The sequence below is a fragment of the Mycobacterium sp. OAE908 genome, assembly GCF_017872775.1.
Classification (GTDB): Bacteria; Actinomycetota; Actinomycetes; order Mycobacteriales; family Mycobacteriaceae; genus Mycobacterium.
This window is the reverse complement of record NZ_JAGGJL010000002.1, coordinates 969,405-981,341: the sequence shown is the minus strand read 5'-3', so window position 1 is coordinate 981,341 and position 11,937 is coordinate 969,405. Positions and strand designations below refer to the sequence as shown.

The following is an 11,937-nucleotide window of genomic DNA, read 5'->3' as shown; positions in this document are numbered from 1 at the left end:
ACAGTTAAAAGTGATGTTTATATGTTAGACACCGCGGGAATGCGATCGCCGATGACCACAATCGATCGAACGCATACCGCATCGCTGGGACTGGCCGCAGGCGCCATCAGCCTGTCGGCGTCTGCCGTGCTCCTCGGACTCGCAGCCACGAACCCGGCCACCGCATCCACCGCCAGGTGCCTGTTCGCCCTGCCGGTCGTCGCCGCGCTCGCCATCGCCGAGCGACGGCGGCACGGCGCGCTGAGCAGACGCGCGTGCGGCTGGGCTGGGTTGTGCGGTGTGCTGTTCGCGGCCGACATGTTGTGGTGGACGCAGTCGATTCCCGAGGTCGGCGCAGGCCTTTCGACAGTGTTGGTCAACGTTCAGGTCGCGCTGGTGCCACTGCTGGCGTGGCTGGTTGACGGCGAACGCGTCGGGGCGCGGTTCCTGTGGGCGCTGCCCGTCATCCTGGTCGGCGTGCTGTTGGCAGGGGGCATCTTCGAACACGGCGTCAGCGGCACCAACCCCACAGCGGGCACCGTGCATTCGATAGCCGCCGCGCTCTGCTACTCCGGCTTCCTTTTCCTGCTACGTCGCGGCGGCCAGGACGGCCAACCGATGCAGACCTATGCGATCGTGCTCGCGTCGGCGGCGGCGGTCGCGATGGCGGTGGGCCTCGTCGCAGGCAACCTCGACGTCGCGCCCGGATGGTCCACCGCGGGCTGGCTGGTACTGGTCACCCTGACCGGGCAACTCCTCGGCTGGTTGTTGGTGGCCGTCTACACACCGAAGCTGCCGAGCGAGGTCAGCTCAGCGCTGCTGATGGTGATGCCGATCGGCGCCATCGTGCTCGGCGCGCTGGTACTCGGGGAGCGGCCCTCGCCGCTGCAGTTGGCAGGCTGCGCGCTGGTGCTGGTCGCGAGCTACGCCGGAACCGCCCGCCGCTAGTGTGAGCGGGTGCTCGACTACATCCGCGACGCGGCCGAGATCTACCGGCAGTCGTTCGCGACGATCCGCGCCGAGGCGGATCTCTCGCGGTTTCCCGACGACGTAGCTCGGGTGGTCGTTCGGCTGATCCACACAAGCGGGCAGGTCGACGTCGCCGAACACGTCGCGTTCAGCGGCGACGTCGTGGCCAAGGCCCACGCCGCGCTGGCCGCAGGAGCACCGATCTTGTGCGATTCCTCGATGGTGGCCGCGGGCATCACGAAATCCCGGCTGCCCGCCGACAACGAGGTGGTCTCGCTGGTGGCCGATCCGAGGGCACCCGCTCTGGCCGAGCGTCTGGGCTCGACGCGATCGGCGGCCGCTGTCGACTTGTGGGCCGACCGGCTAGGCGGTGCAGTAGTGGCGATCGGCAACGCCCCGACTGCGTTGTTTCGACTACTGGAGCTGGTCGACGACGGCGCTGCCACCCCCGCCGCGGTGTTGGGCGGACCCGTCGGGTTCGTCGGCTCCGCGCAGTCGAAGCAGGAGCTGATCGACCGACCCCGGGGCATGGCGTATCTGGTGGTCAAGGGCCGCCGCGGCGGCAGCGCGATGGCGGCCGCGGCTGTAAACGCGATCGCGAGCGACACCGAATGAGCCCGGGCACGCTCTGGGGCGTTGGCCTCGGGCCCGGCGACCCCGAACTCGTGACGGTCAAGGCGGCCAGGGTGATCGGTGAGGCCGACGTCGTCGCATATCACAGCGCCCGGCACGGCCGCAGCATCGCGCGTGGCATCGCCGAACCGTACCTGCGGCCGGGCCAGATCGAGGAGCACCTCGTCTACCCGGTCACCACCGAGACCACCGACCATCCAGGCGGTTACGCCGGCGCGATGGAGGACTTCTACCGCGAGTCCGCCGACCGGATCGCCGCCCACCTCGAGGCGGGCCGCAACGTGGCGCTGCTCGCCGAGGGCGATCCACTTTTCTACAGCTCTTACATGCATATGCACACCCGGCTGACGGAGCGCTTCGACGCCGTGATCATTCCCGGCGTGACGTCGGTCAGCGCGGCCTCGGCGGCAACGGGTACGCCGCTGGTGCAGGGGGATGAGGTGCTGACGATCCTGCCGGGCACGCTGCCCGTCGACGAGCTCAAGCGCCGACTCGCCGATACCGACGCCGCCGTGGTCCTCAAGCTTGGTCGCTCGTATCCTGCTGTGCGAGAGGCACTTTCGTCAGTCGGACGACTGGACGCGACGTTCTACGTGGAGCGGGCCAGCACACCGAAGGAGCGAGTGCTGGCGGCAGGCGACGTCGAGGACGACACGGTGCCGTACTTCTCGTTGGCGATGCTGCCCGGTGCCACCGTGGCACCGGCGGTCGCACCGACAGGCAGTGTCGCCGTGGTCGGCCTTGGCCCCGGCGACAACGACTGGGTGACGCCGCAGAGCCGCCGCGAGTTGGCCGCCGCCACCGACCTGATCGGCTACGGCCCCTACCTCGACCGGGTCGGCACCCGTGACGGCCAGCGCCGCCACCCCAGCGACAACACCGACGAGCCCGCACGCGCCCGGCTCGCCTGCACCCTGGCCCAGCAGGGGCACGCGGTCGCGGTGGTGTCGTCCGGGGATCCCGGCGTGTTCGCGATGGCCACGGCCGTGCTCGAGGAGGCCAAGCAATGGCCGGGCGTTGACGTTCGGGTGATCCCAGCGATGACGGCCGCGCAGGCCGTGGCGAGCCGGGTCGGCGCCCCGCTTGGCCACGACTATGCGGTCATCTCGCTGTCCGATCGGCTCAAACCGTGGGAGGTCATCGAGCAGCGCCTGACCGCCGCGGCGCAGGCCGATCTGGTCCTGGCGATCTACAACCCCGCCTCGAAAACACGCACGTGGCAGGTCGGTGCGATGCGTGATCTGCTGCTGGCCCACCGTGATTCCAGCACCCCGGTGGTGATCGGTCGCGACGTGTCGGGCTCACGGGAACACGTGAAGGTGGTCAGGCTGGCCGACCTCGACCCCGCCGACGTCGACATGCGCTGCCTGTTGATCATCGGGTCGTCGCAGACCCAGTGGTACTCCGACGAATCCGGGGACAAAGTGTTCACGCCCCGCCGCTACCCCGAGTTGTGATTTCGCCGAAACTGTCGCAGGCCCGACTGCTAACGTGCCGCGCGTGACTGACATTCCACGCGGGCCCTCAGATGTAACGGCGGCATGGCTCGGTTCAGCACTGGGAGCCGACGTCCGCGAGGTCGACGTCACCCCGATCGGCACGGGCCAGACCGGCGCAACGTATCGGGTGACCGCGCACTATGCGACGTCCGCTGACCTGCCCGGCACGTTCGCGGTCAAGCTGCCCGCCCAGGACGATGCGGTCCGCGAACGCGTCGCGCTCGGCTACCGCTCCGAGGTCGAGTTCTACACCGACGTGGCCAAGCACATGCAGGTCCCGGTGCCCGGCTGTCACTACAGCGACATCAGCGACAGCGGAGCCGATTTCGTGCTGGTACTTGCCGATATGGCGCCTGCGGTGCAGGGCGATCAGATCGCGGGCTGCACGGCGGACGAGGCCCAACTCGCGGTGGACGCGATCGCCGGCCTGCACGGCCCGAGTTGGTGTGATCCGGCTTGGCTTGGGCTGGAGTCGATCTCGATGCCCAAGCCTGGCGATGAGGCCGCAGCGAAGGGACTCGGCGATGTGTCGGTGATGGCCGCCGACATCACCCTCGAAAAGCTCGGCCCACGCATGAGCGCCGAGGACCGCGAAACCCTGCGCGCCGCCATGGGATTGGTGACGCCGTGGCTGTTGGCCGAGCCGCACCGGTTCTCACTCATGCACGGCGACTACCGGCTCGACAACCTGCTGTTCGATCCCGACCGCACCCGCATCACCGTGGTCGACTGGCAGACGATGGGGGTCGGCCTTCCGACTCGAGATCTCGCGTACTTCACCGCGACCAGCCTGGCCCCCGACATGCGGGCCAAGATCGAGCGGGACCTGGTCACCCGATATCACGACGCGCTATGGGGATACGGGGTGAGGGGTTATGACGCCGAGACCTGTTGGCGCGACTACCGTCTCGGCGTCGTCCAAGCACCGTTGATCAGCGCCCTCGGTTTTGCGTTCGCCGCCTCAACCGAACGCGGCGACGAAATGATGCTGACGATGTTCCACCGTGGCTGCCGCGCAATTCGGGAGCTGGAGACTCTGGAGCTGATCAACAGCTACTGACCCACTCGGCGGCCTCATCGACGGTGCTGACCGTCGTCACCCCCGGCGGCAACGGCGGGCGCTCCACCATCACCACCGCAACGCCCAGCGCCGAAGCCGCATCCAGCTTGGGTCGCGTCATCGCGCCCCCGCTGTTCTTGGTCACCAGCGCCTCGATGCGATGCTCCCGCAGCAGGGCCAGCTCGTCGTCGTAGTGGTATGGCCCGCGTGACAACACGAGTTGGTGGCGACGGGGCAGGGCCTCCGTATCCGGGGCGGTGACCGTGCGGATCAGGAACCACGCGTCGAGGTTGACGAACGCGGCTGTGCCTGAGCGGCCGGTGGTCAGGAACACCCGCGAATAGTGCTCAGCGGCAATGGTTTCAGCGGCCTCGGTATCAGAGCCAACGACAAGCGCATCGCCGGGCTCCCACGCGGGTCTGGCCAGCACCAGATGCGGCAGCCCCGCCGCGCCGCATGCCGCGGCGGCGTTGGCGGTGATGGTCGCCGCGTACGGATGAGTGGCATCGACGACGGCATCCACGCGAGCTTCGGACAGCCAGTGCCGCAATCCGTCGACGCCGCCGAAACCGCCGATGCGGACTTCGCCGACCGGCAGGGCCGGATCCGGCACGCGCCCGGCCAGCGAGCTGATCACGTCGACGCCGGGGTGTAGTCGGGCGGCGAGCGCCCTTGCCTCCGACGTGCCGCCCAGCAACAGCACGCGCATCAGTGCCGGCCTCTCCGCACCCGGTTCGAGGAGTACAGGTAGCTGTCGGAAAAGCCCTCGGCGGCAAGCACATCCCCGACGATGATGACCGCGGTTCGGGTGACGCCCGCGGCCTTCGTTTCCTCGGCGAGGTCGGCGAGCGTGCAGCGCAGCACGGTCTCCTGTGGCCAGCTGGCGAATGCCACTACCGCGCAAGGGGTTTCCGGCCGATAGCCACCCGCCAGCAGCTCCGGCACGATCGCGTCGATCTGCGCCGCCGACAGATGCAGCACCAGCGTCGAACCCGATGCCGACAGCGTCGGCAGGTCCTCCCCCGGCGGCATCGCCGTCGACAGCGTCGCCACCCGCGTCAGCGTCACCGTCTGCGCGACACCCGGCACGGTGAGCTCACGGCCCAACACAGCCGCAGCCGCAGCGAATGCCGGTACGCCCGGCACGATTTCGTAGTCGACGCCGAGCGCGTCGAGCCGACGGCATTGTTCGGCCAGCGCGCTGTAGATCGACGGATCACCCGAATGCAGGCGCGCGACGTCGAGGCCTGCGGCGTGTGCTTCGGCCAACTCGGTGATGATCTGGTCGAGTGTCAGCGGACCGGTGTCGATGACTCGGGCGTCGGGCGGGCACAGCGCCAACAGGTCCTCGGGCATGATCGAGCCCGCATACAGGCAGACCGGGCAGCGGCCGAGCAAGCGCTGACCGCGCACCGTGATCAGATCGGCGGCGCCGGGTCCCGCGCCGATGAAGTACACGGTCATGGCTTGGTCACCGACCACTGGGTGACGGGCATCGCGGGTCGCCATCCGGTGAACTTTCCGACGGGCTCGCTGCGGTAGTGCTGGAACCGTCGAAGCTCGCCGCCGACGCGGGAATACCATTGGGCAAGAACGGCTTCGGACTCCGCCGTGACAGCGTTGACGACCAGCCGCCCGCCTGTCGGTAGCCGGTCATAGCAGGCTTCGAGCAGCCCTGGTTGCGTCACGCCACCGCCGATGAAGATCGCGGTCGGCCGCGGCACCCCGTGGACACCGCCGTCGCTCAACACGGCTTCGTCAAACGCCGCAGGCGCTTCACCGCGGACATCGACAACGACTCCGTGCTTCAAGGCGTTCTCGACGATGCGCTGCCGGCGATGCTCGTCGCGTTCGAATGCCACTGCTCGACAACCAGTTCCGCTGCGACACCATTCGATCGCGATGCTGCCCGAGCCCGCGCCGACGTCCCACAGCCGCTCGCCCTTGTGCGGTGCCAGCGCGGCGAGGGTGACCGCCCGCATCGATTGTTTGGTGATCTGGCCGTCGTGCGCATACGCGTCGTCGGGCAGCACCGACAGCCGAGTGTCACCGGGCAGGTAGCGCACTGCCACCACGTTGAGGTCATCGACGTCGTCGGGCGGTTTCGCGGCCCACTCCCCGGCGGTGGCGTCGCGGCGGCGCTCGTTTGGCCCGCCGAGTTGCTCGAACACCGTCAGCTGAGAGTCGGCGCGCCCGGCGTCGGTGAGCAACCGCGCCAGCGCCGCCGGGCTGGCACCGTCACGGCACAGCACGACGGCCTGGCCGCCGCGCCGCAATGCGGTGTGCGGTTCCCCGATCATCAGGCTGATCACCTCGGTTTCCTGCACGGCCCAGCCCAGTCGCGCGCATGCCAACGTCACCGAAGACACATGCGGCAGCACCGTCACCGTGTCCGCGCCGAACAGTCTGATCAGCAGCGCCCCCACGCCGTGCAGCATCGGGTCTCCGCTGGCCACAACGTGCACATCGCCCTCGATGTTGCCGAGCGTCTCCACCATGCCGAGCATCGGCGATGACCATTGCCTGCGCTCCGCAGCGACGGTGTCGTCGAGCAGGTCAAGTTGGCGATGCGAGCCGTAAACAACTGTTGCCCTGCGTAATTCAGCAGCTGATGTCGGCGCAAGGCCCGCCATGCCGTCGGCCCCGATTCCCACCACCACGATCATCGCGGCATCCTCCGCCAGACGAATCGCGGCGTCATCCGGAACGCTGACGCCAGCACGCCCAGAGGTGCGGGCACCCAGACGGTGCGGCGGCCTTTGCGCAACGCGAGTGCCGCCGCGGTCGCGACCTGTGCGGGCGTACGCGAGAACGGCGCCGGCTCCATGCCCTCGGTCATCCGGCCGATCACGAAGCCGGGCCGCACGACCAACAGATGCACTCCGGTTCCGTGCAGGGCGTCGGCGAGCCCGCTGCAGAAACCGTCGAGCCCGAGTTTCGCCGAGCCGTAGACGTAGTTGGCTCTCCGCACCCGGGTGCCTGCGATCGACGAGAACGCGACGATGCGCCCCGACCCGGCGGCCCGCATCGAGTTGGCCAGCACGGTCAGCAGGCTGACTTGGGCGACGTAATCGGTGTGCACGATCGCGGCGGCGTGCATTGGGTCCTTCTCCGCGCGGGCCTGGTCGCCCAGGATGCCGAACGCCAGCACTGCGGTGCCGATAGGGCCGAGCTCGGCGACTATCGATTCGATCAGCGGAGCATGCGAGGCAAGGTCGTCGGCGTCGAATTCCCGGACGTGCACCGCGGGGGCGCCAGCGGCCCGCACGGCCGCGACCTCGTCGTCGAGCTTGTCGGCGCGACGGGCCGCCAGCACCACCGTCGCGTCGGCGGCCAGCCGCGTGGCCAGCTCCAGCCCGATCTCGCTGCGGCCGCCGAAGATCACCACCGGCCCAGCGTCCGTGTCCTTCACGGCCCTGATTATGTCCTGCGCTACCGTGAGCCTTGATGGCGAAGGCAACCACTAGGCTCACCAACGACGCGCTGGCGTTCCTCACCGAACGGCATTTGGCCATGTTGACGACGCTGCGCTCGGACAATTCCCCGCATGTGGTCGCGGTCGGGTTCACCTTCGATCCCAAGACCCACATCGCCAGGGTCATCACCACGGGCGGCTCCCAGAAGGCGGTGAATGCCCAGGAGCGTGGCGTCGCGGTGCTGAGCCAGGTCGACGGCGCGCGGTGGCTGTCACTGGAAGGCAAGTCGACCGTCAACACCGAGACCGAGGCCGTGCGTGACGCGGAACTGCGCTACGCGCAGCGGTATCGCACGCCGCGGGTCAACCCCAAGCGGGTGGTGATCGAGGTGCGCGTCGAGCGGGTGCTCGGGTCGTCCGACCTGCTCGACCGAGCCGAGGACTAAGTCGCGGGCACCACGATCAACTCGTGCGGTCGGTTGTTCACCGACAGCGCCCCGTTGTCGGTGACGACCACGATGTCCTCGATGCGGGCGCCCCACTGGCCAGGAAAGTAGATGCCGGGCTCGACGGAGAACGCCATGCCCGACTCGAGCGGCAGATCGTTGCCCGCCACGATGTACGGCTCTTCGTGCACGGACAGTCCGATGCCGTGGCCGGTGCGGTGCACGAAGGCCTCCGCCAAGCCTTCGGCAGCGAGCACGTCGCGCGCGGCGGCGTCGACCTGTTCGGCGGTAACGCCGGGTCGCACCGCGTCGACCGCGGCCTGCTGGGCGCGTTGGAGCACGGCGTAGCGGCGCGCGACCTCTGGGTCGGGCTCCCCGATGCTGTACGTGCGCGTCGAGTCCGAGTTGTAACCGGGCTCGTACGGGCCACCGATGTCGACGACGACGATGTCGCCGGCCCGCAGCTCGCGGTCCGAACATTCGTGGTGCGGGTCGGCGCCATGCGGACCTGAACCGACGATGATGAACGCCGCCTCCGAATGTCCTTCGGCGACAATCGCTTCGGCGATGTCCGCGGCGACGTCGGCCTCGGTTCGGCCTGGCACCAGAAACTTCGGCACCCGGGCGTGCACCCGGTCGATCGCGGCACCGGCCTTGCGCAGCGCGTCCACCTCGGCGGCGTCCTTGAGCATCCGTAGTCGTCGCAGCACGTCGGTCGCCAACACCGGGACGACGCCGAGCACGTCGGCCAACGGCAGCAGATGCAGCGCGGGCATGGAATCGGTGACCGCAGTCGCTACGGGTGCGCCGCCAAGGGCGTCCGCCACCAACCGGTAGGGGTCGTCGCCGTCGACCCAGTCGCGTACGGCCAGACCGAGTTCGGTGACCGCGGATTCCTTGAGTGACGCGAGTTCGAGCCGGGGAACGACGATGGTGGGCTCGCCGGTGGCCGGCAATACCAGCGCGGTCAGCCGTTCAAAGGTCTGGGCACGCGAGCCGACGAGGTAGCGCAGGTCGTAGCCGGGCGTGATGACGAGACCGGCCAGCCCCGCATCGGCGGCCGCGGCCGCGGCGGCCCGGAGTCGTTGCGCATAGACATCGGTGCTGAATCGACTGGTCGCCATGTCATGAAGGCTAATCGTGGGTCGAATAGCTGGCGACCTCGATCAGATTGCCGTCGGGGTCGCGGCAGTAGTGCGATGTCATCGGGCCGAGCGCGCCGGTCTTCGGGACCGGGCCGGCGGTGATCGTCACACCGCACGCCCGCAGATGCGTGCCGATCTCGTCCGCGCTGAGGTCGGCGATGAAGCACAGGTCCAGCGAACCCGGCGCGTCGACGGCCCCGGTCTCCCAGTTCGGCGCACCGGTGGGACGCACGTTGATCTTCTGATTGCCGAAGACCAACGCAATCCGGTTGTCGCCGAAGACTTCCCGCCGCATGCCGAGCACGCGCACATACCAGTCGACGGTGGAGCCGACGTCGCGGCAGTTGAGCACCACGTGGTCAATGCGATCTACACCGAAGGGCATCTGTTTCTCCTATGTCAGCCGGCGGCCCACTCCTTGGCCCGCTCGATCTCGTCGAGGCCGAACAGCGCGAGCTCTCCAGGAACCATCCAAGCGAACGCGTGCAGCGCATGGGCAACCCAGTCTTTGTCGGAGACCACCGCAATTCGCTTAAACGCCGAATGATGGTGAATCAGTGCACCGAGGCCCAGCCTCAGGTCCTCAGCCAGGCCGCCAGGTCCGAAGCCCTCGTAGTCGGGTTCGATGACCTCGACGATTCTGATCTCACCTGATTTCACGAGATCGTCCATCGCGGGCTTGAACTCGCGTAAGTCTTCACCGCGCAGGCGGCCTGAAACGCGGAAGCCGGTCACTCCCGCCGGCAGGTCAGCCAACACTTCGATCATGGGTCCAGTGTGACCGTGCAGCCGCCGTTATCAGAACTGCCCGGGCTGGTAGTCGCCTGCGGGCCGCTGGAGGATGACGTTCAGCCGGTTGAACGCATTGATGATGGCGATCTGGGAGACGATCGCGGCGAGCTGCTCATCGTCGTAGTGCTTGGCCGCGTTCGCCCAGGCTTCATCGGTGACACCGCCACCGTCGGCGATACGGGTGCCCTGCTCCGCGAGCTCCAGCGCGGCACGCTCGGGCTCGGTGAACACGGTCGCCTCCCGCCAGGTGGCCACGAGGTTGAGCCGCACCGGCGTCTCTCCGGCCTGCGCCGCGTCCTTGGTGTGCATGTCGAGGCAGAAGCCGCAGCCGTTGATCTGGCTGGCGCGAATTTTCAGCAACTCCTGGGTTGCCGACGGCAAAGAGCCGGCCGCGGCTGTGCCCGCCGAGACCAGATACTTGACGGCCTTCATTGCGGTGTCGTTGCTCATGATGTCGAGGCGGGGTTCCATGGTGATCTCCTTGGTTGGTTGGTCGTCATAGGTACGACGACGCGGCCCGGCGAAATGTCAGGCCTCACAGTTCACAGCGCTGTTTCGTCGTATCAGAGAGGGCACACGCGAGAGGCGACACCATGAGCGATCCGGATCTGAGCGCGGTCATGAGCGAGCGCCGTCAGCTGATCAACCTCACCTATCGATTGCTCGGCTCGCTTGCCGATGCCGAGGATGTGGTGCAAGAGACGTACGCCCGTTGGTATGCGATGACCCGGCAACAGCAGGAGGCCGTCGAATCGCCAGGGGGTTGGTTGATGACGGTCGCCAGCCGCATCTGCCTCGACGTGCTCGGCTCGGCCCGAGTGAGGCGGGAAAGGTATGTGGGCGAATGGATTCCGGATCCGGTGCCCGCGACCACCGAGTGGTGCAGCGCCGCCGACCCGGCGGACCGCGTGACACTCGATGAGTCGGTCAACATGGCGTTCCTGGTTGTCCTCGAATCGATGACGCCTGCCGAGCGAGTCGCGTTCATCCTTCACGACGTGTTCCGCTATTCGTTCGGCGAAGTGGCCGAGATCGTCGGCCGGACGCCTGCAGCTTGTCGCCAGCTGGCCAGCTCGGCTCGTCGCCGCATCCGTGACTCGCAGGATCGCCGGGCGCCGACGACCGAGCAGGCGGACGTCATCAAGGATTTCAAACGGGCATGGGAAGCCAAGGACATCGAGGCGTTGATCGGCCTGCTCGACCCCGAGGCGACGGCGATCGCCGACAGCGGTGGACTGGCTAGAGCTCATCTGGAACCAATCGAAGGCGGCGAGCGGATCGCGCGTGCCTATGTCGACATCATCGGCATCGCACCGAATTTGATGCTTCTGGAGCGCACCGTCAACGGTCAGCCGGGTCTGGTGAGCCAGCTGGATGGCGTGACCGTGACCGTGTACGCGTTCGATGTCGTCGGCGGGCGGATCAGCCGCATATGGGCCGTCCGCAATCCCGAGAAGCTCCGCACGTGGACGACGTTCTGAACCAACGCCTTTCGCTCAGCGCCGACGTGTCAGTGTCCGTACCCGTCGGCGCAATACAGTCACCGGCTGGGCCGCGTATTGCTTCTCGATCGCACGCGCTCCTGCGCGGAAGAATCCACGCACGCTATCGCTGACGCTCTTCTCGTCATCGCTGGTGACCGTGAACTGCGCCGTCCAGATCACGGTGCACCGGTGCGGTCGACCTTCGCGGATGCGTAGCTCACCGCGAAAATCGGTGATCGGCAACTCGGCGGATGTGGCCTCATACCGATACAAGCGCTGCCCGGCATCGCACTCGATCAACCGCTCCACCCATCGCAGCCCGTCGCGGGTCGCCAAAGTCCGCGTCGCGCCCGGCTCTTCGCCCTCCCCCTGAGATTCGGTCACCATCGGATGCCAGCGCGCGTTGCTCTGAAACGAACCGAGCTCACGCCACATCGAATCCGCACTGCGGTAGACGTCGGCGAACACCTGCACCTGAGTCATGCCCTCGGATACCCGCCTGGTCCGTTCACAAC

The 11,937-nt window shown here is 67.8% G+C and carries 15 protein-coding genes; 6 read left to right on the top strand and 9 right to left on the bottom strand.

Translation table 11 applies throughout. The annotated features are described in order from the left end of the window. The first annotated feature begins 51 nt into the window (after nt 1-51). Genes J3E61_RS29885 through J3E61_RS29870 form a run of 4 tightly spaced genes read left to right on the top strand, consistent with a single transcriptional unit; the run spans nt 52 to nt 4,140 of the window. Nucleotides 52-927, top strand: a complete 876-nt coding sequence (locus tag J3E61_RS29885) for a DMT family transporter (protein WP_210086326.1) — start codon at nt 52-54, stop codon at nt 925-927. 9 nt (nt 928-936) lie between these two features. Beyond that, entirely contained in the window at nt 937-1,563 is a 627-nt protein-coding gene (locus J3E61_RS29880; protein ID WP_210086325.1) for a precorrin-8X methylmutase, read from the top strand. Then, a complete protein-coding gene (locus J3E61_RS29875) occupies nt 1,560-3,038 on the top strand; it encodes a precorrin-2 C(20)-methyltransferase (protein WP_210086324.1) in 1,479 nt (492 codons plus the stop codon). Before J3E61_RS29880 ends, J3E61_RS29875 begins: the two co-directional genes overlap by 4 nt. A gap of 43 nt (nt 3,039-3,081) precedes the next feature. Next, nucleotides 3,082-4,140, top strand: a complete 1,059-nt coding sequence (locus J3E61_RS29870; RefSeq protein ID WP_210086323.1) for an aminoglycoside phosphotransferase family protein — start codon at nt 3,082-3,084, stop codon at nt 4,138-4,140. Here J3E61_RS29870 and J3E61_RS29865 read toward each other — a convergent pair. The 4 genes from J3E61_RS29865 to J3E61_RS29850 are packed head-to-tail and all read right to left on the bottom strand — an operon-like array spanning nt 4,127 to nt 7,552. Next, entirely contained in the window at nt 4,127-4,849 is a 723-nt protein-coding gene (locus J3E61_RS29865; protein ID WP_210086322.1) for a cobalt-precorrin-6A reductase, read from the bottom strand. The genes J3E61_RS29870 and J3E61_RS29865 overlap by 14 nt on opposite strands. Next, entirely contained in the window at nt 4,849-5,604 is a 756-nt protein-coding gene (gene cobM / locus J3E61_RS29860) for a precorrin-4 C(11)-methyltransferase (protein ID WP_210086753.1), read from the bottom strand. The genes J3E61_RS29865 and cobM overlap by 1 nt, the downstream gene beginning before the upstream one ends. Next, a complete protein-coding gene (cbiE, locus tag J3E61_RS29855; RefSeq protein ID WP_210086321.1) occupies nt 5,601-6,806 on the bottom strand; it encodes a precorrin-6y C5,15-methyltransferase (decarboxylating) subunit CbiE in 1,206 nt (401 codons plus the stop codon). The genes cobM and cbiE overlap by 4 nt, the downstream gene beginning before the upstream one ends. Continuing rightward, nucleotides 6,803-7,552, bottom strand: coding sequence for an SDR family NAD(P)-dependent oxidoreductase (locus J3E61_RS29850; protein WP_210086320.1), 750 nt, complete (start codon nt 7,550-7,552; stop codon nt 6,803-6,805). Before J3E61_RS29850 ends, cbiE begins: the two co-directional genes overlap by 4 nt. Before the next feature lie 35 nt (nt 7,553-7,587). On the opposite strand from J3E61_RS29850, the gene J3E61_RS29845 reads away from it, so the two are divergent. After that, entirely contained in the window at nt 7,588-8,001 is a 414-nt protein-coding gene (locus J3E61_RS29845) for a F420-dependent biliverdin reductase (protein WP_192722979.1), read from the top strand. On the opposite strand, the gene J3E61_RS29840 is transcribed toward J3E61_RS29845, so the two are convergent. Genes J3E61_RS29840 through J3E61_RS29825 form a run of 4 tightly spaced genes read right to left on the bottom strand, consistent with a single transcriptional unit; the run spans nt 7,998 to nt 10,409 of the window. Next, the gene (locus J3E61_RS29840) at nt 7,998-9,125 is read right to left on the bottom strand and encodes an aminopeptidase P family protein (RefSeq protein WP_210086319.1); all 1,128 of its coding nucleotides are present in this window, start codon (nt 9,123-9,125) and stop codon (nt 7,998-8,000) included. The genes J3E61_RS29845 and J3E61_RS29840 overlap by 4 nt on opposite strands. Nucleotides 9,126-9,135: 10 nt before the next feature. Then, on the bottom strand, nt 9,136-9,531 hold the full coding sequence (locus tag J3E61_RS29835; protein WP_210086318.1) for a VOC family protein: 396 nt from the start codon (nt 9,529-9,531) through the stop codon (nt 9,136-9,138). 14 nt (nt 9,532-9,545) lie between these two features. Then, nucleotides 9,546-9,914: an STAS/SEC14 domain-containing protein gene (locus J3E61_RS29830; protein WP_210086317.1), complete on the bottom strand. Its 369-nt coding sequence runs from the start codon at nt 9,912-9,914 to the stop codon at nt 9,546-9,548. A gap of 30 nt (nt 9,915-9,944) precedes the next feature. Then, entirely contained in the window at nt 9,945-10,409 is a 465-nt protein-coding gene (locus tag J3E61_RS29825; RefSeq protein WP_210086316.1) for a carboxymuconolactone decarboxylase family protein, read from the bottom strand. A 122-nt stretch (nt 10,410-10,531) separates the two neighbouring features. On the opposite strand from J3E61_RS29825, the gene sigJ reads away from it, so the two are divergent. Beyond that, on the top strand, nt 10,532-11,419 hold the full coding sequence (sigJ, locus tag J3E61_RS29820) for an RNA polymerase sigma factor SigJ (protein WP_210086315.1): 888 nt from the start codon (nt 10,532-10,534) through the stop codon (nt 11,417-11,419). 15 nt (nt 11,420-11,434) lie between these two features. Here sigJ and J3E61_RS29815 read toward each other — a convergent pair whose 3' ends face one another. After that, entirely contained in the window at nt 11,435-11,905 is a 471-nt protein-coding gene (locus tag J3E61_RS29815) for an SRPBCC family protein (protein WP_210086314.1), read from the bottom strand. Nucleotides 11,906-11,937: the final 32 nt, after the last annotated feature.